Annotated in this window: 16 protein-coding genes, 1 tRNA gene and 1 pseudogene; 7 read left to right on the top strand and 11 right to left on the bottom strand. The window is 65.7% G+C overall.

All coding sequences use genetic code 11. The features are described from left to right. Window positions 1–59 precede the first annotated feature (59 nt). Both ACSBQT_RS12515 and ACSBQT_RS12510 read left to right on the top strand, forming a co-directional pair. Window positions 60–605 (top strand): hypothetical protein, encoded by a 546-nt coding sequence (locus ACSBQT_RS12515; protein WP_410711556.1) that lies wholly within the window; start codon window positions 60–62, stop codon window positions 603–605. Continuing rightward, entirely contained in the window at window positions 602–1,918 is a 1,317-nt protein-coding gene (locus ACSBQT_RS12510; protein ID WP_410711557.1) for a polyprenyl synthetase family protein, read from the top strand. Before ACSBQT_RS12515 ends, ACSBQT_RS12510 begins: the two co-directional genes overlap by 4 nt. A gap of 90 nt (window positions 1,919–2,008) precedes the next feature. Here ACSBQT_RS12510 and ACSBQT_RS12505 read toward each other — a convergent pair whose 3' ends face one another. Continuing rightward, complete coding sequence (locus tag ACSBQT_RS12505) at window positions 2,009–2,359, bottom strand: Rv2175c family DNA-binding protein (RefSeq protein ID WP_410711558.1); 351 nt, start codon at window positions 2,357–2,359, stop codon at window positions 2,009–2,011. Between the two features lie 129 nt (window positions 2,360–2,488). On the opposite strand from ACSBQT_RS12505, the gene ACSBQT_RS12500 reads away from it, so the two are divergent. Together ACSBQT_RS12500 and ACSBQT_RS12495 are read left to right on the top strand one after the other, a co-directional pair. Continuing rightward, the gene (locus tag ACSBQT_RS12500; protein WP_435001870.1) at window positions 2,489–3,628 is read left to right on the top strand and encodes a lytic transglycosylase; all 1,140 of its coding nucleotides are present in this window, start codon (window positions 2,489–2,491) and stop codon (window positions 3,626–3,628) included. Next, window positions 3,625–5,889 carry a protein kinase domain-containing protein gene (locus ACSBQT_RS12495; RefSeq protein ID WP_410711560.1) on the top strand — a complete coding sequence of 755 codons (2,265 nt, stop codon included), beginning with the start codon at window positions 3,625–3,627 and terminating at the stop codon, window positions 5,887–5,889. The genes ACSBQT_RS12500 and ACSBQT_RS12495 overlap by 4 nt, the downstream gene beginning before the upstream one ends. A 77-nt stretch (window positions 5,890–5,966) precedes the next feature. Here the strand turns inward: ACSBQT_RS12495 and ACSBQT_RS12490 are convergent, their stop codons facing one another. Genes ACSBQT_RS12490 through gcvH form a run of 4 tightly spaced genes read right to left on the bottom strand, consistent with a single transcriptional unit; the run spans window position 5,967 to window position 9,429 of the window. Further along, the gene (locus ACSBQT_RS12490) at window positions 5,967–7,361 is read right to left on the bottom strand and encodes a class II 3-deoxy-7-phosphoheptulonate synthase (protein ID WP_410711561.1); all 1,395 of its coding nucleotides are present in this window, start codon (window positions 7,359–7,361) and stop codon (window positions 5,967–5,969) included. 10 nt (window positions 7,362–7,371) lie between these two features. Then, entirely contained in the window at window positions 7,372–7,857 is a 486-nt protein-coding gene (locus tag ACSBQT_RS12485; RefSeq protein WP_410711562.1) for a bifunctional nuclease family protein, read from the bottom strand. A 10-nt stretch (window positions 7,858–7,867) separates the two neighbouring features. Then, window positions 7,868–9,025: an FHA domain-containing protein gene (locus ACSBQT_RS12480; RefSeq protein WP_435001869.1), complete on the bottom strand. Its 1,158-nt coding sequence runs from the start codon at window positions 9,023–9,025 to the stop codon at window positions 7,868–7,870. Further along, the gene (gene gcvH / locus ACSBQT_RS12475) at window positions 9,025–9,429 is read right to left on the bottom strand and encodes a glycine cleavage system protein GcvH (protein ID WP_101546267.1); all 405 of its coding nucleotides are present in this window, start codon (window positions 9,427–9,429) and stop codon (window positions 9,025–9,027) included. Before gcvH ends, ACSBQT_RS12480 begins: the two co-directional genes overlap by 1 nt. Before the next feature lie 230 nt (window positions 9,430–9,659). Between gcvH and ACSBQT_RS12470 the strand changes: the two genes are divergently transcribed. Then, window positions 9,660–9,736: transfer RNA gene (locus tag ACSBQT_RS12470), tRNA-Pro, on the top strand. 188 nt (window positions 9,737–9,924) lie between these two features. On the opposite strand, the gene ACSBQT_RS12465 is transcribed toward ACSBQT_RS12470, so the two are convergent. The 4 genes from ACSBQT_RS12465 to ACSBQT_RS12450 all read right to left on the bottom strand — a co-directional run bounded on the left by ACSBQT_RS12465 (window position 9,925) and on the right by ACSBQT_RS12450 (window position 14,624). Further along, on the bottom strand, window positions 9,925–11,097 hold the full coding sequence (locus ACSBQT_RS12465) for an MFS transporter (protein WP_435001868.1): 1,173 nt from the start codon (window positions 11,095–11,097) through the stop codon (window positions 9,925–9,927). Then, window positions 11,094–12,485 (bottom strand): sodium:proton antiporter, encoded by a 1,392-nt coding sequence (locus ACSBQT_RS12460; protein ID WP_410711565.1) that lies wholly within the window; start codon window positions 12,483–12,485, stop codon window positions 11,094–11,096. The genes ACSBQT_RS12465 and ACSBQT_RS12460 overlap by 4 nt, the downstream gene beginning before the upstream one ends. 268 nt (window positions 12,486–12,753) lie before the next feature. Then, window positions 12,754–13,257, bottom strand: coding sequence for a DedA family protein (locus ACSBQT_RS12455; RefSeq protein ID WP_410711566.1), 504 nt, complete (start codon window positions 13,255–13,257; stop codon window positions 12,754–12,756). A 152-nt stretch (window positions 13,258–13,409) separates the two neighbouring features. Continuing rightward, the gene (locus ACSBQT_RS12450) at window positions 13,410–14,624 is read right to left on the bottom strand and encodes a metal-dependent hydrolase family protein (RefSeq protein ID WP_410711567.1); all 1,215 of its coding nucleotides are present in this window, start codon (window positions 14,622–14,624) and stop codon (window positions 13,410–13,412) included. A gap of 256 nt (window positions 14,625–14,880) precedes the next feature. Between ACSBQT_RS12450 and ACSBQT_RS12445 the strand changes: the two are divergent. Both ACSBQT_RS12445 and ACSBQT_RS12440 read left to right on the top strand, forming a co-directional pair. Then, window positions 14,881–18,839, top strand: a pseudogene (locus tag ACSBQT_RS12445) (Pls/PosA family non-ribosomal peptide synthetase). Further along, entirely contained in the window at window positions 18,832–20,295 is a 1,464-nt protein-coding gene (locus ACSBQT_RS12440; RefSeq protein WP_435001873.1) for a M1 family metallopeptidase, read from the top strand. Before ACSBQT_RS12445 ends, ACSBQT_RS12440 begins: the two are co-directional and overlap by 8 nt. Before the next feature lie 42 nt (window positions 20,296–20,337). Here the strand turns inward: ACSBQT_RS12440 and ACSBQT_RS12435 are convergent, their stop codons facing one another. Both ACSBQT_RS12435 and ACSBQT_RS12430 read right to left on the bottom strand, forming a co-directional pair. Then, window positions 20,338–21,222, bottom strand: a complete 885-nt coding sequence (locus tag ACSBQT_RS12435; protein ID WP_410711570.1) for a GNAT family N-acetyltransferase — start codon at window positions 21,220–21,222, stop codon at window positions 20,338–20,340. Next, on the bottom strand, window positions 21,219–22,535 hold the full coding sequence (locus tag ACSBQT_RS12430) for an MATE family efflux transporter (protein ID WP_410711571.1): 1,317 nt from the start codon (window positions 22,533–22,535) through the stop codon (window positions 21,219–21,221). The genes ACSBQT_RS12435 and ACSBQT_RS12430 overlap by 4 nt, the downstream gene beginning before the upstream one ends. Between the last annotated feature and the right edge of the window lie 304 nt (window positions 22,536–22,839).

Raw genomic sequence — 22,839 nt, 5'->3', positions numbered from 1 at the left:
GCCTGCCCCTCGCCCTCGTTTCTTTCGGCTCCGCCGAACAGTCCAGGTACTCTTGAAGCATGGTATCGCGCACCGCTGTCATGACACTGCCCATCGTTGCCGCGCTCGCTCTCGCGGGCTGTTCGGGAAACGGTGGAGACAAGGCCGAATCGACCCCTTCGGCTTCTCAGGAGGCCTCGGCTTCCGCGTCCCCGACCGAGGACCAGACTGCCTCGTCCGAAGCATCGACCGAGGCCACGGGCTCGGACCCCGATACATCGAACGATGTGAAGGATCTGCCCGAGTACATCAAGCCGTACCCCGATTCCGAGGTGCTCTCCGCGTCGAGCGTCAAGGCTCACAACGACAAGGACAAGAAGCTGCCCGAGCAGGTCAGTCTCGTCGTCAAGGCGAAGGCCGATGCCAAGGACATCTTCGAGTTCTACGAGAAGGAGCTCGGCAAGGCGGACTTCGAACGCCTCGGCGATGAGGTGAAGACGAAGAGCGCCCGCGTGGTCAACTTCAAGCACAAGGACAATGACAGCGTCCTCGTCGTCACGGTCGCCGAGGATTCGGAGGACAAAGCGAATTCGATCGTGACCGTCGGCGGAAACATCGGTTCATGACCTCGCACAGATCAGGGTTGACCGGCGACGCCCCTGAGTCCGCCCCGTCCGACTCCCCTGAGTCCGCCTCGTCCACCGCGCCCGCCCCGTCCGACGCTCCCAGCTCGGCCGACGCCTGTCCCACCTTCGTCGAGTCCCTCGACTCTCCCGAGTCAATCGCTGGCGAGGTGTCCGCTCAGCTGGAGGCCTTCCTCGCTGAGAAGGCTGCCGAATTCGAGGCGATCTCACCCGATGCGACAGCGATCGGCGATGCGCTCATCGAGTTCACCCGCGGCGGCAAGAGGATCCGTCCCGTCCTGCTGTGGTGGGGCTTCCAGCTCGCCGGCGGTGACGTCCGCGCCGGCGTGGCAGGCGGGGCCGCAGCCGACCGGGCAACCGGCTCTGCAGCCGACGTCACCGTGGGTCTGGCTCAGGCAGCCGGTTCGCTCGAGCTGCTCCACGCCGCCGCGCTCATCCATGATGATGTCATCGACAATTCGGACACCCGTCGCGGCCGTCCGGCCCTGCACCGAGAGTTCGAGGCCCGCCATCAGCGCTCCGGATTCCATGGCGACGGCGCGTCCTTCGGCGTCTCCGCTTCCATCGTCATCGGCGATATCTGTCTGGCGCTGAGCGAGGAGTTCTTCGAACGTTCCCAGGAGGCCCTGGGCAACAGCCGCACGGCCCTCGAGCTGCGCGGAACCGTGCGCCGAGATGTCATGGTCGGTCAGTACCTCGACGTGCTCGCCGAGGTCATCCCGCTTAGCGACGACCGGATCGCCGAACGCGCATGGGAGGTCCTGAGCTATAAGTCCGCGAAGTACTCGGTCGAACAGCCGCTCCTCCTCGGCGCGGCCCTGGCCGGAGCGGACTCTGAGCAGCTGCAGGAGATCTCCGCTTTCGGCCTTCCGCTCGGACAGGCGTTCCAGCTGCGCGACGATGTGCTCGGCATTGCCGGTGACCCCGCGGCCACCGGCAAACCCGCCGGCGACGATATCCGGGAGGGCAAGCGGACCGTGCTCATCGCCGAGACCGCGGCCCGGATCTCGGCGGACCAGCTCGAGATCCTCGCCGCACGGTTGGGCGATCCGGATCTCAGCGACGCCGAGGTGGCCGAATGCGTTGACATGATCACGGACTCGGGCGGACTCGCCGCCGTCGAATCCTTCATCGCGGACAAGCATGCCCACGCAGCGACGGTCGTCGATACGTGGGCAGAGGCCGGTGCAGGTTCAGCGGCAGGGTCGACCGCCTCGGCGCAGGTGCGCATCGGGTCGGCCGCGCAGGAGCGGCTCAAGGGATTCGCGAAAGCCCTGAGCTACCGCTCCAGCTGAATCCGCCGGACCGCTTCAGGCGTACCCGACGGATCAGTTCGCTCACGGCGCTTACGGCTGAAAGCGCTCACTCTGCGCGGGCAGCCCAGATCAGAACGCGAGGGCCTGAGCGCGGCGGCGCACTTCCTTCTTGTTGCCGGCGCGAAGCAGATCGATGGGTCGGCCGGGCAGGGACTCGTCGTGAGTGAAGAGCCACACGATGGCTTCTTCGTAGTCGAATCCGGCGTCATAGAGGGTGTGCAGGGTGCCCTTGAGCGGTTTGACGACCTCGCCGTCGACGAAAAAGGCCAACGGAACCCGCAGAACCTTCGGATTGCCAATCTTGATTCCGCAGATGGCGCCGTCTTCGAGCATCCTCCGCACCTGGGAGATGCCGAGCCCGGTGAGCTCTGCGATGTCGGGCAGCGTGGCCCAGTCCTGGACGAGTTCTTCGGTATTCACGCCCTCAAGCGTAGCAATATTCGGCAGAAACACCCCGCCATGCGGTGCCGAATGCTCGGGTCGGGCCCGGCTACTCGTTAGGCTGGGGACCGTAGCTTCCCCACTCGACATGAAGTCAACAGGTGACAGATGACACGACCGCGACGGCACAGGCCCGTCACCGCCGCTCCTGACATCCGCGCCGCATCGAAGGTGAATTCGACCGGTCCGATCCCAGGAGCCGAACGGGTCGACCCCGAAAACGACTCCCCCACCGAGGCAGCCCCCACTACCGAATCCCCCGACGATCAGTCCGAGGACGCCGTCGAGGGCACATCCGACCGCCCTTCCGCTGACGAAGACGCAGCGACTTCGAGCACCGGCCCGCAGTGGATCTCGGGCACCGCGAGTGCCACCGTTCCCGTCACCCACGGCGGCCGCACGTACAAGGTCAAGCAGGGCGACACCCTCTATGGTGTGGCCAGCAAACACGGCGTCTCCGTGCCCGCGCTGGCCGAACTCAACCGCATCTCGCCGCGTCAGAACCTCCACCAGGGTCAGGTCCTGTCCCTGCCGGAGAAGAACGATCTGCCCGACGATGATCCCTCCCACGTCGTCGTTCCCGGTGACACCCTGCAGGGAATCGCGGCGCGGCACGGAATCTCGCCGGCGACCCTGCGGCAGGCCAACGCCATGGGCGATGACTCATTCATCACCGTCGGCGAACTCCTCCTGCTGCGCCCGTCGAAGGCCCGCCCGCGTCGCACAGCCCCCGAAGCGCCACGCGACATCCCCCGCGTCGCCGCCAGCGCGCAGGTCGAGGGCATCCGCCCCTCGGTGCTCCACGCGGCGCGACTGAACAAATACACCCTGCTGCACCGCCGCCATCCGGCCCCGGCGCAGGCAAAGCTGCTCGTCGCCTCACTGGCTGTCGAACTCGGCGCCGATCCCGCCCTCATGCAAGCCGTCGCCGCCGCGGAATCCGGATTCCAGCACACGACGGTCTCGGCCGGCAATGCGATCGGAATCATGCAGATCACGCCCCGATCCGGTCGCTGGGCGTCCGATATCGTCGGTCGCGGACTCGACCTGCTCGACATCGAAGACAATATCGTCGCCGGCACTGTCATCCTCGGCTGGCTCATCGAAACCGCCGAATCGGAGAACGAAGCCATCGCCGGCTACTACCAGGACCTGCGCTCGGTTCGCGCCGACGGACTGCTGCCGGAGACGAAGGCCTTCGTCCGCGCCGTCCAGCTGCAGCGTGCGCGTTCGGAGGAGGCCCTGTGACCGCCCGCCGAGACCCCCTCATCGGCACGGTGCTCAATGACCGCTACCGCATCGATGCCAAGATCGCCCGCGGCGGTATGGCCATGGTCTACCGAGGCACCGACCTGCGACTCGACCGAGAGATCGCGATCAAGGTCATGCACGAGCACCTCATCTCCGATGACACCTTCGTCGAACGCTTCCGCCGGGAGGCCATCAACGCCGGTCGGCTCACCCACCCGAACCTCGTGGCCATCCACGATCAGGCGCGCGACGGCGACATCGTCTACCTCGTCATGGAATACCTGCCGTCGGTGACGCTGCGCCGCGAGCTCAAGCACCGCGGAACCTTCACGCCCAGACAGGCGATCGTCGTCCTCGATGCGATCCTCGCCGCGCTCGAGGCCGTGCACTCGACGGGGATCATCCACAGGGATCTCAAACCCGACAATGTGCTGCTGGGCACCGACGGTCAGGTCAAGCTCGCCGACTTCGGTCTGGCCCGTGCCGTGACCACGGCGACGACGACGAAGACCCTCATCGGCACGGTCGGCTATGTTGCTCCAGAGCTCGTCACCCGAGCCGGAGCCGATGCCCGCACCGATCTGTACACGGTCGGCATCATGTTCTACGAGATGCTCACCGGCGCTCAGCCGTATACCGACGACGTACCGATCCAGGTCGCGTACCGTCACGTCCACGACACGGTTCCGCCGCCGTCGGACGTCGTCACCCGCCTGAGTCCGCGCTTGGACGCACTCGTGCTGTGGGCGACGTCGAAGGACCCCGAGGACCGCCCTGCCGATGCCGCCGAATTCCGTCTGGCCCTGGCCGAAGCGCGCGCGGAGATGTCCGAGGCCGATCTCGACCTCGGAGATCCGCAGATCGCCACCGGTGAGCACTCCCCCGCGCTCACCGCGAGCATCGACCTCGGCGAAGAGGTGCCGAAGGAGAAGCGCTCCCGCACCGACGAGATCCCGTATCTCGAAGGCGAAGAGGACGACACCGAGGCGGACACCGGTGCGGCCGGTCCGGACGCTGCCGATGACGACGAGTCCTCCGCCGAGGCGGCTGCCGAGGAGGCTGCCCACGACGATGCCGACGGGGTCGACGGCACCGAGTCGGACGACTCTGATCCTGACGATGACGCCGACTCCGATGACGCCCATCGTGACGATGACGACCACACGGCCGGTGCTGCCGGCGCGGCCGCCGTCGCTGCGGCCGGAGGCGGAGTGGCCGGCGCCGCGGTTGCCGGGGCCGGTGCGACCGCCGATTCCCCCGACGCAGACACGACAAGCGCCGAAGCCGCAGGCGCTGCCGACGCCGCTGCAGACTCGGACGATTCGGACGACTCCTCCGACCGAGAGGACTCCGACGACGAACCGGAGTCGCAGGATTCGGATTCCGACCGCAACGATAAGGCCGCGGTCGTCGCCGGCTCCGCGGCCGCCTCGGCGGTGGCATCTCCCGCCCGACGTCGCCGACGGCGCGTCCTCACGGGGCTCGTCGCCGTGGTCGCCGTCCTCGCGCTGGTCGCCTGGTTCGTTGTGGCGAACCTGCCCACACCGAAATCCATCGTCCCCGGTGAGTTGGCGGGCAAGCCCGTCGAGGAGGTCACCTCGCAGCTGGAGGACAACGACCTCAAGGCCGAGCCCAAAGAGGTCTTCGACGACAAGGTTCCCGCCGGCACTGTCATCGGCACCGAACCGGTCAGTGGTGCGGAGCTGGCCCCCGACTCGTCCGTCACGGTCGTCGTGTCCAAGGGTGAGGAGAAGTTCGCGGTTCCGAAGCTCGAGGGCACGAGCCGCGACGATGCGGAAGCCGCGCTGAAGAAGGTCAACCTCGAGGTCGGCAAGGTCGAGGAGAAGTACAGCGACACCGTCGCCAGGAACTCCGTCATCTCGGCTTCGCAGAAGGCCGGGACGAAGCTGTCGAAGGGCGAGAAGATCGACCTCGTCGTGTCCAAGGGCGTCGCGCCGATCCCGGTTCCCAACGTCGAGGGGCTGACCTTCGACGCCGCCTATGCGACTCTGGCCAAGCGCGGATTCCGCGTCGGCAAGGACGAGGTCTTCTCCGACGATGTCCCCAAGGGCAAGGTCGTCTCGCAGTTCCCGAAGAGCACCGAGGCGAAGCCCGCGAACTCGCTCATCATCGTCCGCGTGTCCAAGGGCGAGGAGAAGAAGGAAGACTCCGACTCGAAGGACGACAAGAAGGACGAGAAGGACGACTCCAAGGACAAGAAGTCTGACGACGATAAGAAGGACGACAAAGACAAATAGGACTCGTCGGTCAGACGACAAAGCCGGGGGCTCCGCAGAAGATTCTGCGGAGCCCCCGGCTCAGTCAGTTGTGGCGGTTACTGCCGGCGAGTGAGGTACTCGGCGACCTGGAACGCCATCTCCAGCGACTGATCGTGGTTGAGGCGCGGGTCGACGAGGGTCTCGTAGCGGCGACGCAGGCCTTCGTCGTCGATCTCGGTGGCTCCGCCCATGATCTCGGTGACGTCATCGCCGGTGAGTTCGATGTGCAGTCCACCGGGGATCGTGCCCGCGTCAGCGTGGGCGTTGAAGAATCCTTCGACCTCGGCCATCACATCTTCGAAGCGGCGGGTCTTGTACCCGGTGTTCGAGGTGATCGTATTGCCGTGCATCGGGTCGCAGACCCAGGTCACATGCGGCAGACGGTCGCCGATGCCTTTGAGCAGAGCAGGCAGCGACTCACCGATCTGACCGGCACCCATGCGGGTGACGAAGGTCAGGCGGCCGGGCTCGGCGTCCGGGTCGAGCTTCTCGGCCAGGGCCAGGGCGTCATCTGCCGTGGCAGTGGGGCCGAGCTTGACGCCGATGGGGTTGCGCACCTTGGACAGGAAGTCGACATGGGCACCATCGATCTCGCGGGTGCGTTCGCCGATCCACAGGAAGTGGCCGGACACGTCGTAGGCTTCACCGGTGCGTGAGTCGATACGAGTCAGTGCACGTTCGTATTCGAGCAGCAGCGCCTCGTGGGCGGCGTAGAACTCGGTGGTCTTGAGTGCATCGAAGTCGGCTCCGCAGGCATCCATGAAGCGGATGGCACGGTCGATCTCGGCAGCGGTCTGCTCGTAGCGCTGGTAGCCGGGGTTCGATGCGAGGAAACCGCGGTTCCAATCGTGGACGAATCGCAGATCGGCGAAGCCGCCCTGGGTGAACGCACGGATGAGGTTCAGCGTGGAAGCGGAGATGTGGTACGCCTTGAGCAGACGCTCCGGATCGTGGCGGCGGGATTCCTCGGTGAACTCGTAGCCGTTGACGATGTCTCCGCGGAACGACGGCAGGGTGACTCCGTCACGGGTCTCCATGTCGGCCGAACGCGGTTTCGCGAACTGACCGGCCATGCGGCCGATCTTCACCACGGGCATCGATCCGCCGTAGGTGAGCACGGCCGCCATCTGCAGAACCGTCTGCACACGGGCCCGGATCTTGTCCGCCTGGGCTCCGTCGAATGATTCGGCGCAGTCGCCGCCGGCGAGGACGAAGGCTTCTCCGCGCGAGGCGGCGGCGATCCGCTGCTTGAGCACATCGGCTTCACCGGCGAAGACCAGCGGAGGTGAGTTGCGCAGATCGGTGAGCACCTCGTCGAGCGCGGCACTGTCGAGATACGTCGGCTGCTGCTTCGGATCCATCTCTCGCCAGTCGTCGAGACCGCGGAGATTGTCGTGGCCGGCGGCGGCGATTTCTCTGTTGGACAGGACCGGATCGGTGTGGAGACTCAATGTTTCACTTTCATGGGTTTTCGGTACCGGTCTCGAAGTCCTCGGCCGACACATTGTCGAGGAAGTCTCTGAACTGTGCGACTTCCTCTTCATCGGCCTCGGGGGCTTCGATTCCGGACTCTTCAAGCAATTGTGTTTCGACGAACACGGGGCAGTCGGCTGTCAGCGCCAGAGTCACCGCGTCCGAAGGGCGCGCGGAGATCGACTTCCCGTCATTCGTGTGCAGCTCCGCCAGGAAGATCTGACCGTCCTTGCCGGTGATCGTCACGTCCTGCAGCTCGGCCCCGTACTTCTCGAGGACGTCGAGGAGCAGAGCATGTGACATGGGGCGTGGCGGGGTCAGCCCCCGCTGCGCGATCGAGAGCGCATTGGCCTCGATCGCACCGACCCAGATCGGCAGATAGTACGCAGGTTCGCTGGCCTTGAGCAGCAGAATCGGTTGGTTGGCGGGCATTTCGATGCGGACGCCGACAACCTCGACTTGGACTTTTGACATTATCCCCCGGTCAGGAGCGCGGACGCTGCTGGAAGATCATTCGGAACTTGCCGATCTGCACATCGGCTCCGTTCTGCAGTTCGATGGAGTCGATGAGCTGACGGCCCACATAGGTGCCGTTGAGCGAGCCCGTGTCGCGCAGAGTGAACCCGCTGGGTGTGCGGATGAACTCGGCATGCTTACGCGAGACGGTGACGTCATCGAGGAAGATGTCGGCGTTCGGGCTGCGGCCCACAGTGACCACGTCCGTGTCGAGCAGGATCTGCGAACCGGAGTCCGGTCCGGAGACCACGACGAGCAGAGCATCGGCATCCTGCAGACCGTCGAGGTCGGGAACCGGGTGGATCTCACCGGTGTGCGGATCCAGGATTCCCTGGAACTGCTGGCTGCCCGAATCGTTCATCGCGTCCTGTCCGCCGTTCGTCGGCGCGCCCTGCGGCTGACCGGACTGAGGCTGGCCGCCCTGCGGTTGACCGGACTGCGGCTGACCATACTGGCCGGGGCCGGGCTGGCTGCCCTGCTGCTGATTGGGATCGAACTGGCCGTAATGGCCAGCCCCGTTCGAACCGTACTGCTGCTGGCCGCCCTGCTGCGGATGGTTCTCGTACTGCTGCTGACCCTGGCTGCCCTGAGGCTGCGCAAACTGACCGGCCCCATTGGAGCCGTACTGCTGCTGACCCTGACCGCCCTGCGGCTGGCCGCTCTGCGGCTGGCCGTAGTTCTGCGGCGGATACTGATGCTGCTGGGGCTGATACTGAGGCTGCCCCTGGCTGCCCTGACCCTGTCCGGCATACGGCTGATTCGCCGGCTGCGACGCACCATAGTTCTGTCCGCCCTGCGGGGCGCCGCCGAACTGCTGACCGTTGCCGTACTGCTGGCCGCCTTGCGGGGTGCCACCGTAGTTCTGGCCGCCCTGCGGCGTGGCGCCATGGTTCTGGCCGTTGCCGTACTGCGGTGCCTGCGGGGCGCCGTCGGCAGGCTGCTGACCGTAGGGAGGGGTGTTCCCCTGACCGTTCTGGTCGACCTGAGGATTCATCCGAGTCGGCGACTCGTCAGCGCCGTTGCCGTTTCCGGCTCCGAACGGGAACTTCTTCGACTGCGGGACCTGTCCGTTGTCATACCAGGGCTGCGAGGGGGTGGGACGATTCTGATCGTGGTTCTGCGACATTACGCCTCCTCGCTCTGAATGAGCTCTTTGTACGCTTCGCTGTCCATCAGCGATTCGAGCTGTGCGGGGTCACTGAGTTCGACGAGATACATCCACCCGTCTTCGAAGGGAGACGAGTTCACGGTCTCCGGTGAATCGTCGAGTGAGTCGTTGACCTCTGTGACGGTCCCCGACACAGGTGCGATCAGGTCGGAGACACTCTTCGTGCTCTCGACTTCACCGCAGGACTCCCCTGCGGTGACCGAATCCCCGGTTTCAGGCAGGTCGACATAGACGACGTCACCCAGCTGTTCCTGGGCGAAATCAGTGATACCCACACGGACTACTGCGTTGTCTTCCGTGGTCGCAACCCACTCGTGGTCGCGCGAGTACCGCAAAGACACTGGATAATCCAGATCTGCCATGTCGACTCCTCTAGTTTGTCGGTGTACCAAGCATAGCCGCCTGGGCCACTTTCATAACAATCACGAAACGGAAATGTTCCTGAGGCACCCTGACAGGCATCTGCACGTCCCGCTTCTTCGGTATCTACCTGGGATGATACCTGTTTTTCGAAGGTCACGGAACGCGGTTTTGGCAGTTGGCCACTGATCGGTATAAGCTGGTTCTCGTTGCCCACGAGGGAGTACGGTAACGGGCTATGGCGCAGCTTGGTAGCGCGCTTCACTGGGGGTGAAGAGGTCGTGGGTTCAAATCCCGCTAGCCCGACCACCGGGGTCATCACCCGCTTTCTATAGAATGTGTCGCCACTTCGCTGAGACGAAGGAGCGGCACATTTTTCGTTCCCCGCAGCTATAAGACCCGCGTTGCGGCGTCGCTAATTCAAGTCAGGCCGGGGGACTCAATTCAGGCCAGAGAACATCCCCCGTCCGAGCCAGGGAACATCTCGCCCACATCCGTCAAGCCCGACGCACGTCCAAGCGGTTTGCAAAGACCACCGTCAGGAGTCCGACGAACACGAGGATGCCGAGTCCCCACCGCAGTCCCGCTCCCGTGGCGACGACCCCGACCAGCGGACTCGTCCCGAGGTATCCCACCCGCATCAGCCAGTTCACCAGCGTCACTCCCCCGGCACGGCCGACCCCGGGCAGACGACCTGCCGCTCCCAGTGCGCCGGGCACGAGCGTCGCTGAGCCGAATCCGAGTGCTCCCATCGCAACGAGCAGCAGAACGGGTTCCTGGGCTGCGATGACGCCGACTCCGCCGACGGCGATGAGTCCGCCTCCGAGGCGGGCGATCCGACCGGCCCCGAACCTCGTCACGAGCACGTCCCCGCTGAATCGTCCGAGGCATTGGCTGCCGATGACGACGCTGAAGGCGATCCCCGCCGAGGCGGCCGGAACTCCTGCGAATTCGACCGCGGCCAGCCCCGCCCAGTTGTTCGCAATGTCTTCGACCGCGGCCCCGCAGATCGCGACGATCGCCAAGGGCAGCGCAGCCCAGAGGACCATCCGTTTCGATCGCCCCACGGCTCCGTCTCCGCCACGGCCTTCAGGTGCGGCGTCGGAATCGGCGACCCGCCTCGGCGAGGCATAGTCCCCGATCAGCCGGCGCCCCACGATCGTGATGACCACGGCTGCGACGCCGATGAGTCCCAGCCATATTCGCATGTCGGCACCGGAGCTGGCGGCCGCAGTTGCGGCAGCTCCGCTGAGCAGACCGCCGAGGCTCCACAGCGCATGCATCGACGACAGGATCGTGCGTCCGGCCCGCTCCTGGACGGAGATGCCGACGACGTTCTGCGCGACATCGACGATCGCATCGCAGCATCCCAACAGGAGCAGGCAGATCGCCATCATCACGCCGTTGACCGACCACGCCGTCGCCGAGGCGGCCACACCGAGCATCACCGTCCCGCCGATGACGACGCGGTGGGCTCCGAATCGGGCGATGAGAGCGGCAGGCAGAGCCGAGGACAGCAGCGATCCGACGGCGAAGCAGGCGACGACGAGGCCGAACTGCCAAGAACTCAATCCGAGGCGGTCGACGAGCAGCGGATACCACGGCAGGAGGGCGGCGAAGACCGCGCCGTTGCCGGTGAAGTAGAGGCCGACCCCGGCCGCGGCCCTCATTCTGCCTTCACGGCTTTCGCCGCGCGCAGGTCACGCCCGGCCTGCCCGAGGATCACGAACGCGGCCAGGACTCCGAGCAGAATCCACCACAGTGAACCGGTCATGAAGATGAGCACCATCGAGGCGAGGATCGGCGCCAGACGGCGCAGCGACCACCACACGTAGCCGCCGAAGCTCGGCATCGCCACGTTCGCCGAATCTGCGACGGACTTGACCATGAAGTTCGGTCCGTTGCCGATATACGTGATGGCTCCACCCATGACGGCGCCGAGCGAGACCGCGATGAGCAGCGTCTCGGGCACTCCCGCCACCTTCGGTTCGCCCGGCACTTGGGCCGCCATCTCGAAGAAGGTGACATAGGTCGGAGCATTGTCGAGGACGGAGGAGAGGCCGCCGGTGAAGATGAACAGGGAGATCTCGCCCAGCGGGATCTTGTGGGCGATCTGCCCCAGGTACTGCAGGGCCGGCATCATCGTGAGGAAGATGCCGATGAAGAGCGACCCGACTTCGAGGATCGGCGTCCAGGTGAACTTGTTGAGGTTGAACCGGGCACCGCGGTCACCGATGAGGAACGACGCCACCGCGGAGCCGAGCATGACGAGCTCACGCCACGGCACGAAGTCCGAGGCGCTCGCATGTCCTGTTTCGATCGCGTGCATGTCGACCGAGGGGATGAACGCGACGGCCACGATGATGATCGCCAGGAACAGCAGACCGCTGGCGCCGCGCAGGCCGAGCTTCGTCGCATACTCGGCGTCCCTGGCCAGCGCCTCGGCCGGTTCCTTCGCATACATCTTCTTATCGAGGGCGAAGTAGCTGATCAGCAGCAGAGCGTTGACGAACAGCCAGTACGGCCAGAGCCCGAACGTCCACTCGAAGGGCACGCCGCGCAGCATGCCGAGGAACAGCGGCGGGTCGCCCAGCGGTGTGAGCAGACCACCGCAGTTCGCAACGATGAAGATCGTATAGATGACCGTATGTGTGCGGTGTTTGCGGTCCTGGTTCGTATTGAGGATCGGGCGGATGAGCAGCATCGCCGCACCGGTGGTGCCGATGAACGAGGCGAGCACACCGCCGACGGCGAGGAATATCGTGTTGTTCCGCGGTGTCGCCTTGATGTCGCCGACGAGGAAGATTCCGCCCGAGGCGACGAAGAGACTGCCGATGAGCACGATGAATTGGAAATACTCGAGCAGCGCGTGGATGACGGTCGTCGACTCTCCACTGAGCAGGAACCAGAGCGCGATCGGCACACCGAGGATGAGCGCGACGATGAGTTTGACGAGGTTGCGATCCCAGATCTTCTCCGTGGCCGGGATGAGCGGGAGCACTGCGATGCATCCGAGCAGCAGAACGAACGGAATGATGCTCCACCAAGCCACAACCATCCGGGGACTCCTCTACTCACCGTCGACGAGCGTCCTCGCCCAATCGACTCTGCCGCTGTCCCACTCTACTGAACCTGCGAAGGCCCTCTGTCCGCGGTCTGCCACACGGACATTGTCTCCCACGCGGACATTGTCCTCTCCCCGAACCTGCTATGCCGAATGGACGCGCCTTGACTCACGGGCGCGGTGAGAACAGAGGGGCGGACGCACGTTCGCCGAGGCGGCCCGTCAGTTGGCAGGGGTGCCGGTCAGTCAGCAGGGGTGCCGGTCAGTTCGCCGAGGCGGAGGTCGACTCCTCGGCGGGAGTGCGATCCTTGCGCAGTCCGATGAGCAGACCGCCGATCGCGACGACGAAGACGAGGCCGAGCCCGACGGTCAGTCCCGGTTCGGCTTGGTAGGCCTTGGCCACTGCTTTGAAGCCGAGGAACCCGACGGTCGAGTAGATGAGCGCCCACAGCGATCCGCCGACGGCGAGCGCCGGGACGTAGCGGCGGTAGCGCATCCCCGTGGTTCCGGCAGCCAGATTGACCACTGTCTGCAGTCCGACGGTGAGGAAGCTCAGGGCCACGACGGGCGCCCCGAAGCGGTCGATGGTGTCTTCGGCCCGCCGGTACTTGGGTCCGGCCATGATCTTCTCGACCCGGTGGAACTTGCGGATCCCCTTGCGGGCGAAGCGGCCGAGGAGGAAGGTGCCGCCGGCGCGGACGACGATGATGCCGAACATGATCAGCCATGTCACTGCGATCGGAAACGACCAGTCGAGCGGGTTCATCGTCGGGGCGCACTCCTCTCTCTGGGCATTCGGCTGCGCGGCCGCGCTGCGGCTTCACGGATCGGTCGCTCCCATCATAGCCCCGTTAGGTTAGGTTTCCCTCACAGCGCGGCCGGTCGAGACCGATCTCACCCACCTAGGCGGTGAACCGTTCAGACGATCTCACCGTCGAGGTAGACCGCGTCGACCCGGTTCTCGATTCCGCGGACGTCGGCGGTGCGCAGGTCGCCGTCCACGACGACGAGGTCGGCCAGTCCGCCCTCGCTGATTCGGCCGACCCGATCGTCACCGAGCAGGCGGGCCGCCACCGAGGTTCCGGCGGCGAGCGCCTCTGTCGTGGACAGTCCCACCTCGGCCAGCAGGCTGATCTCTTCGAGGTTCTCCCCGTGCGGGCCGACTCCGGCATCGGTGCCCAGCGCGATCGGGACTCCTGCTTCGTGGGCCCGGCCGATCGACTCCTGGTGGGCGTCGACGACGCGCCGGGCCTTGTCCACGACGGAGGCGGGCAGTCCGGCACCGGCATTGGAGGCTTTGATGACGGCCTGCGGGGCCTGCAGGGTCGGGACGAGGTAGGTGCTGTGTTCGAGCATGAGGTCGATGGCTTCGTCGTCGAGATAGATGCCGTGTTCGATCGAACGCACCCCGGCGCGGACGGCGTTCTTGATTCCCGGTGCGCCCTGCGCATGGGACATCACATGCGCACCTTGGGCGGCCGCCTCGGCGACGATGACGGCGATCTCGGCTTCGGTGAACTGGGAGTGGCGCGGATCGTCGCGCGGGGAGAGCACTCCCCCGGTCGAGCAGATCTTGATGTGGTCGGCCCCGGCTCGCAGCAGCTCACGGGTCTTCTTCTGCACCTCTTCGAGTCCGTCGGCAACTCCCGACGGCCGTCCCGGGTGCGGGGCCAGGAAGGGAGACTCCGCCCCGGAGACGAGGTGGAAGTCTCCGTGCCCTCCAGTCTGGGACATGATGTTGACGGCGATGGTCAGCCGCGGCCCGCGCACCACTCCGGTCTCCACCGCCACCTTCGCACCGAGGTCGGTGCCGCCGGCGTCGCGCACGGTCGTGACTCCGCCCTTGACGGTGGCTTCCATGTTCTTCACGGAGTTATAGAACTGGAGCGAGAACGGGTCGTGGAAGTTCGAGGTGGCTGCCGCGCCGCTGCTCGTGAGGTGGACGTGGCAGTCGATGACTCCGGGGATGATCGTCTTCCCCGTGCAGTCGATGTGGTCGTCTCCGGCGTTGTGCGAACCCTGCCCTCCTTCCGCCACCGAGGCGATCCGTCCGCCGTCGATGACGACGTCCCGGGTGCCGGGCAGGAAGCGGGTTCCGTCAAAGACCGTGGCGTGGGTGAGAACTGTGACCATGGGCGTGCTCCTCATCGTTGAAAATCAGCTGGTCGACCGTGGACGGCCGTCCCCTCACATCTATCACGGACGACCTCTCCGTGACGATCAGGGCGGTGACACGGAGAACAGTGACTTAAGATCAGATATCGGAACCGGAACGCGCACTGTTCGCGCCCCGACCCGTGTTCACGTCCGCGACACCTTCCTGGGTTATGGTCACCGGCGGTACCGGTCGGCCCGGCGCCGATCATCTCCCGAACGACCCGGAAGACACGTGAGAGAATACGCACCGCAGTTCCCGTCCCCTGTACGGCCCCGTGAGGACCGCACCCTCATCGACGTCCTCCTCGAGTCGGCCGCCGCGCATCCCGATCAGCCGGCCCTCGACGACGGCACCCGGGTGCTCAGCTATTCGGAGCTCATCACCGCGATTCGCGATCTCGCACTGGAGATGGCCGAGACCGGGATCGGCCCCGGTGACAAGGTCGGCGTCCGTGTCCCTTCGGGGTCGGTGGATCTGTACCTGGCGATCCTCGCCACGCTCATGCTCGGCGCGGCCTACGTTCCCGTCGACGTCGACGATCCGGATGAGCGGGCGCGCACTGTGTTCACCGAGGCGGCCGTGACCGGAGTGATCACCGCCGGACCACACATCGAATCCCGCACCGACCGCGGACCCCTCGACCGTTCCGAGCTGCGGTCCCCCACTCCCGATGACGACTGCTGGGTGATCTTCACCTCCGGGTCGACGGGCACCCCGAAGGGCGTTGCCGTCACCCACCGTTCGGCCGCGGCCTTCGTCGACGCCGAGGCGGCCCTCTTCTGCGTCGAGGAGCCATTGGGTCCCGGCGACCGCGTTCTGGCGGGACTGTCCGTGGCCTTCGACGCCAGCTGCGAGGAGATGTGGTTGGCATGGCGGAACGGAGCATGCCTGGTCCCGGCCCCGCGTGCGCTGGTGAAGTCCGGGATGGATCTGGGTCCGTGGCTGTCGTCGCGGCAGATCACCGTCGTTTCGACCGTGCCGACCCTGGCCGCGCTGTGGCCGGCGGAGAGCCTCGACAATGTCCGCCTCCTCATCTTCGGCGGCGAGGCGTGTCCGCCGGAGCTCGGGCGCCGGCTCAGCGACGATGACCGCGAGGTGTGGAACACCTACGGCCCCACCGAGGCGACCGTCGTCGCGTGTGCCGCCATGCTCGACGGATCCGAGCCGGTGCCCATCGGCCTGCCGCTCAAGGGCTGGGACCTGGCCGTCGTCGATGCCGAGGGCACGCCCGTCGCCGAAGGTGAGACCGGTGAGCTCATCATCGGCGGAGTCGGACTGGCCCGCTATCTCGATCCGGCGAAGGACGCCGAGAAGTTCGCTCCCATGCCGAGTCTCGGCTGGGAGCGGGCGTACCGATCTGGAGACCTCGTCATCAATGATCCGGCAGGACTGATCTTCGTCGGTCGCGCCGACGAGCAGATCAAGCTCGGGGGCAGGCGCATCGAGCTCGGCGAGATCGATGCTGCACTGCAGGCCCTGCCCGGTGTCGAAGGCGCTGCCGCTGCGGTGAAGAAGACCGCCGCCGGCACGGACGTCCTCATCGGCTACCTGGCCCCCGGTGCCGGTTCGGGCGAGGCCGACCTTCCCGCCTGGGAGGCCCGACTGCGTGACGAGCTGCCGGCCGCGCTCGTTCCCCGTCTGGCTCTCGTCGAGGACCTGCCTACGAAGACCTCGGGCAAGGTCGACCGCAATGCTCTGCCCTGGCCGCTCGATGACGGCGCCGAGGCGGACGGATCCGATGAGGTCTTCGATGAGGACACGGAGTGGGTCGCCGAGCAGTGGGCCGCGGTCCTCGGTGCCCGACCCGGCAGCGATACGGACTTCTTCACCGCCGGCGGCGGTTCCCTCGGTGCGGCGCAGCTCGTGTCCCGACTGCGCACCCGCCATCCCAGCGTCACCGTCGGCGATATCTACGCCCATCCGCGCTTCGGCGCCCTGTCCAGACTCTGCCTCGGCGAAGAAGGGTCCGGCATCGGACCGACGGGACCCAAGCGCTCGATCACACGGACCTCCCGGGGGATGCAGGCCTTCCAGGTTCTGCTCGGGATCCCGGTGCACATCCTCGGCGGGATCCGGTGGGTGGTGCTGGCGATGCTGGCAGCCAATATCGGTGTCGGACTCGGCGCGGATCTGCCGCTGACTCCGTGGCCGGTCGTCGCCGTCCTCTTCCTCGTCTTCGTCACCGCCTGGGGACGGATGCTCATCTCGGCGGGAGCAGCGCGTCTGCTCATGATCGGGATCCGGCCCGGGGACTATCCGCGCTCGGGCTGGGTGCACAAAAGGCTGTGGCTGGCCGAGCACATCGCCGATCTCGCTGCGGCGGTCTCGGTGGCGAGCGCACCCTGGGTAACCTGGTATGCGAAGCTGCTGGCAACCGCATCGGGCCCGATGCGGATCTGCATTCGGTGCCGCCGGTGACCGGTTTCCTCACCCTCGGCGAGGGTGCGGCGGTCGAACCCGAGGTCGATCTCAAGGGCTGGTGGGTCGACGGCGATCTGCTGCGCATCGGACGCATCGACATCAGTCGCAATGCCACGATCGGTGCCCGGTCGACGCTCATGCCCGGCGCCGAGGTGGGGGTCGGCGCCCTTGTCGAAGCCGGATCCGCGGTGACCGGTCGGGTGCGGAAGAACCAGATCTACTCGGGATCGCCGGCCGTTCGCGTCGGGAAGGCGAAGAAGTCCTGGCCTGCTCCCCCGCCCAGGCGGCGTCTGCCGTTCCTGTTCTATGCTGTGGGCTCCCAGATCAATGCGCTGCTGCCGTATCTCGCTGTGGTGCCGGGCGTCGCCCTGATGCTCGGGGTCTCCGGGATCGGGGTCGTCGAGTCGCCCTGGCTGCTGGTGGCGTGGTCACCGGTGGTGGCCTGTCTGTGGTTCTTCACCACTGCACTGTTCATCCTCATCGCGGTGCGGATCCTGGCGATCGGCATGGAAGAGGGAGAGTTCCCCGTCCGCTCGGCCCGCGGCTACCGGGTGTGGGCGACGGAGCGGCTGCTCGACATGGCGCGGGACCTGCTGTTCCCGCTCTACGCGTCGATGCTCACCCCATGGTGGCTGCGCCTCCTCGGTGCGAAGGTGGGGCCGGGCACTGAGATCTCGACGGTCGTCTTCGTACCGAAGATGACGACGATCGCGGCCGGTGCCTTCCTTGCCGATGACACGATGGTTGCCAGCTACGAGGTCGGCCACGGCTGGATGCGAGCCGGTCGCGCGAAGGTCGGCAAACGTGCCTTCCTCGGCAACTCGGGAATCGCCTCCCCAGGCCGCAGGGTACCGAAGAACTCCCTCGTGGCGGTGCTCTCTGCGGCGCCGGCGAAGGCGAAGAAGGGATCGTCGTGGCTCGGTTCTCCCCCGGTGCAGCTGCGCCGTGCCGCCGTGGAATCCGACGAGTCGCTCACCTATGCCCCGACCTTCGGGGTGAAGGCCGCCCGTGCTTTCTGGGAGACCCTGCGGATCTCATCGATCATCGCCGGCGGTGTGCTCATCACCGCTGTCGTGCTCACCATCTGGTTCTTCCACGATCTGCCGGGCGGGGTGGCCGCTCAGTCGACGACGTTCCTCGCCTCCGTGCTGCTGGCCCTGCTCACCTCGGGGATCGTCATGATGGCTGCCGGTGCGGTGGCGGCGGGACTGGCCGTGGCCGCGAAATGGATCCTCGCCGGTCCGATCCGGCCCGGGGAGCATCCTCTGTGGTCGTCATTCATCTGGCGCAACGAGGTCGCCGACTGCTTCGTCGAGCTCGTGGCGGCCCCCTGGTTCGCCCGGAATGCCGTGGGCACTCCTGCGATCGTGTGGTACCTGCGGGCGATGGGTGCGAAGATCGGTCACGGCGTGTGGTGCGAGTCCTACTGGCTGCCGGAGGCCGACCTCGTCGATCTCGGGGACAACTCGACGGTCAACCGCGGCTGTGTGGTCCAGACTCACCTGTTCCATGATCGGGTGATGAGCCTCGATACCGTTCAGCTCGATCCCGGTGCCACTTTGGGGCCCAACAGCGTCATCCTCCCAGCCTCCACCCTGGGCGAGAACGCCACGGTGGGAGCGACGTCGCTGGTCATGCGCGGCGAGTTCGTGCCGGCCCATGCCTACTTCAGCGGCAATCCTGTCATACCCTGGGTGGATGCCCCAGAACTTCCCTCACTCCAAGAAGAAGGCCGAGACGAAGACCGATCGAGCCGATCGCATGCTTGACTCCTATACGCAAGGCGTCGGCAACGCGGATCTTCACATCGACCACTACGATCTCGACCTCGACTACCGGATCGGTCCGAACCGTCTCTCGGCCAGGGCGGTGCTCAAGGGCCGCGTGCTCACGGACACCTCGTCGATCGTCCTCGATCTCACGGGCCTGCGGGTGACGAAGGCCAGCGTCAACGGCAAGAAGGTCCGCTTCTCCGCACAAGGGAAGAAGCTGCGGCTGACCACCCCGGCGCTGAAGAGTGACCAGCCGGTGGTCATCGACATCAGCTATACGGGCAATCCGGAACCTGCGATCGGCACCTGGGGCGATGTCGGCTGGGAGGAGCTCGAAGACGGTGTGCTCGTGGCCGGCCAGCCCGTCGGTGCCTCGACCTGGTTCCCGTGCAACGACCATCCTTCGAACAAATCCCAGTACCGGATCTCGGTGCTCGTCGAGTCCGAGTACACGGTGGTGTCCAATGGGTCGCTGACGAAGAAGACCCGCAAGGCCGGGCGGACCCGCTGGACGTATGAGTCGACGACCCCCCTGGCGACCTACTTGGCGACGGTGCAGATCGGTCGCTACAAGTACGGGCAGATCCCGTTGAGTTCCGGAACCTCGGGGTTCGGTGCTGCGATGCGGGGCGCTGCGAAGGATGCCGTCGCCGGATCGGCCAGAGATGCCCTCTCGAGCGCCGTCCGAGGAGTCGCCGGCGCTGCCGGCAAGGACGTGTCTGTTCACGATTCATCGGGCCAGCGCACCACGCACAGCCGGACCGAGTCCCCCGTTCCCCTCGGCGTCTATGCCGACGATCATTGGGATGTGGCGGTCGAGCGCCTCGGCGTCCAGCACGGAATGATGAATCTGTTCATCGAACGCTTCGGCCCGTACCCGTTCGACGTCTACGACGTGGTCGTGACCGATGACGTGCTCGAGATCCCGCTCGAGTCGCAGCCGCTGTCCGTGCTCGGGCCCAATCATCTGGGACCCGAGTGGGAGGCCGAACGTCTCGTCGCCCACGAGATGGCGCACCAGTGGTTCGGAAACTCGCTCACGCCGTCGCGGTGGAAGGACATCTGGCTCAACGAGGGCTTCGCCTGCTACGCGGAGTGGCTGTGGTCGGAGGAGTCCGGGCGTGCGAGTGCCGATGAACGTGCGCGGCAGTGGTGGGACGAGCTGTCCTCTCAGCCGCAGGACATCTTGCTCGGTGATCCGGGAGGGCCGGACATGTTCGACGACCGCGTGTACAAGCGCGGCGCCCTGTGTCTGCATGCCCTGCGCCTCGAACTCGGCGATGCAGATTTCTTCACCGCCGTCGGCGAGTGGACGAAGCGGTACCGTCATTCGTCGGTGAGCACCGAGGAGTTCATCCAGTGCGTCTCGGAGGCGGCAGACCGTGACATCGCCGAGGTGGTCCGTCCTTGGCTCGAGGAGCTCGAACTCCCGAAGCTGCCGGAGCTTCAGTAAGGGCCTGGCTGCGCCTCAGCCGGGTCCGGCCGCACTGCCACTTCAGCCGAGCTTGCGGACGAGCACGTCCGAGTCACCGTTACGTCCGACGGACACGAATCCGTGGTCGGCGTAGAGTTTCGCCGCCCCATTGCCGTCTTCGACGGACAGACTGACCGCGGGGAAGCCGCTCATCCGCGCCAGAGCACAGACCGTGTCGAGAAGGGCGCCGCCGATTCCCTGGCCTTGGTGGTCGGGCAGCACCGCCATCGAGAGTTCAGGGATGTCGGCCGCCACCCAGCCATATCCGGTGAAAGGCATCTGGTCATCCGTCGGCGTCAGATCGGCGGCCGTGCTCGATGCGGTGCCCTCGTCTGCATCACCAGCTGCGGGGCTTTCTCCGGCTGACTCGGAGTTATCGGCGCTTTTCACAGTCCGTGAATCGTGCTCGGCTTCATCTGCCGCGTCCTCGGGCACAACTTCGCTGCGGACGACCTCGTTGCCGGTCTTATCCAGGGCGGCGGCGAAGTCTTCGCCCACCCGTTCGTCGGCTTTCCCGACAACGTCGTCGATATTCGCCAGTCGCACCCAGGCGAGCCCAACGATCGGTGACTGCGCATCGGCTTCGGCGTGCACGGCGACGGCGATATCTCCCTCGCGTCCCCAGCCGCGGTAGTAGAAGACGGCATCGCTGCGGTATCGGAGGTCCTCGAGTTCGATTCGGGGCCTGTCCATCGACCAGTTGAAGCACAGGTCGAGGAACGGCAGGAAAGTCTCGTCATCGGTCTCGGCCGGGAGCGGACGGATCCGTCCGCGCAGGGAGGCGGCGGCCGCCTCGGCGGAAGTGTTCTGAGAATCAGCTGAAGGGTTTTGCGAATCGGCGGAGGTGTCCTGCGAATCAGCGGAGGTGTTCTGAGAATCATGAGCGTCAGTGTGTGCAGCGTTCATGAGATTCCTTTCTCGACGGCGCGTTCGATCCACGCCCGGTTGCGTACTCGCCAGCCCAGTGTCAGGGCGCGGAAACCGACGAATCCGATGCAGAAGCCGGCCCAGAGCCCGGGTGCTCCCGGCCAGATGTTGATGATCGGGATGAGCAGAATCGCGTATCCGATCACAGCGACCAATTGTGCCAGAGCCAGATACTTCGCGTCCTCAGCTCCCATGAGCACTCCGTCGAGAACGAACACGTACCCGGCGATCGGCATGCTCAGGGCGAGGACCGGCAGGAGTGCGGCCAGGGCCGAGACCACCGCCGGGTCGGAGGCGAAGGCGCGGGGGATGATTCCGGAGCCCGCGAACAGGACGACGCCGACCACGATGCCGAAGACGATCCCCCACAGGCACAGGCGGCGGTTGATCGCGGCGACCGCCTCGGTGTTCTTCGCCCCCAGTTCGAGGCCGATCATCGCCTGGCCGGCGATGGCCAAGGAATCGAGGGCGAGGGCGAGAGCGAAGAAGATGCTCTGAGCGACCTGGATCGCGGCGAGGTCCGTCGTGCCCATCGCCGTGGCCAGGAGGACGAGGAGGATGAGGGCCGCGCGCAGCGAGGCGTTGCGCACCAACAGCCATCCGGAGGTCTTCGCGGAGGTGAACACACCTGTCCAGTCAGGGCGGATGCTGGCGTGGAGGCGACGCGCCGCGCGGATGGAGATGGTGAGGTAGACCGCGCACATTCCGGCCTGCGCGATGACCGTGCCCATCGCCGATCCCGCGACTCCCATGTCGAGGCCGTAGATGAAGAGGGCGTTGAGGCCGATATTGACGATGCAGCCGGCGGCCGCGACGATCAGCGGGGTCTTCGTGTCCTGTAGACCGCGCAGCAGTCCGGTGGCCGCGATGACCATGAGCATGAACGGCAGACCCCACCACGAGATCGCCAGATAGGAGTGTGCGCCAGCGGTGATGGTCGGATCCGGGTCGAAGGCCTCGATCGCCGTATTCAGCAGGGGCAGTCCGATGATGATGAGCAGGACGGAGGTTCCCAGTGCCAGCCAGATTCCGTCGAATCCGGCCGTGATTGCGCCCGGTCGGTCCCCCGATCCCATCCGTTTCGCCACCCGCGGTGTGGTGGCATAGGCAAGGAATATCATCAGACCGAGCACCGTCTGCAGGATCGTCGAGGCGATCGCCAGCGATCCCAGAGCACCGGCACCGAGGTGGCCGACCATGGCCGTGTCCGTGAGCAGGAAAATGGGTTCGGCGATCAGGGCTCCGAGTGCGGGAAGAGCCAAACGGAGAATGTCTTTGTCGATCGCTGCCACGCCCCGATTCTAGCGAACCTGTTGTGCGGTGAGTCCGTCAGGAACCAGTTGTGCCGTGAGCCTGTCGCGAACCGGCGGTGCGGTGAGTCCGTCGCGATGGATCACTGCACAGCAGTTGTGGGTTCAAGCCCGATCGAAATGTCATGTCAGTGCCGAACTGTAGAGTCAGGGGACAAACAGATCAGTCTTGATTACTTTGAGAGCGAATTAGTTTTTCACAATCCTAATAGTTTTTTTGTTCTATTTGTAATCGGATTGTGACATCCATTCATGGCGATAGACCATATAATTGAGACAGGCGACT

Origin of the sequence: Brevibacterium sp. H602 (assembly GCF_051172395.1) — a bacterium.
In the GTDB taxonomy this organism is placed as follows: domain Bacteria; phylum Actinomycetota; class Actinomycetes; order Actinomycetales; family Brevibacteriaceae; genus Brevibacterium.
Note: the sequence above shows the minus strand (reverse complement) of the source record. Positions and strands in the feature narration are given on the sequence as shown.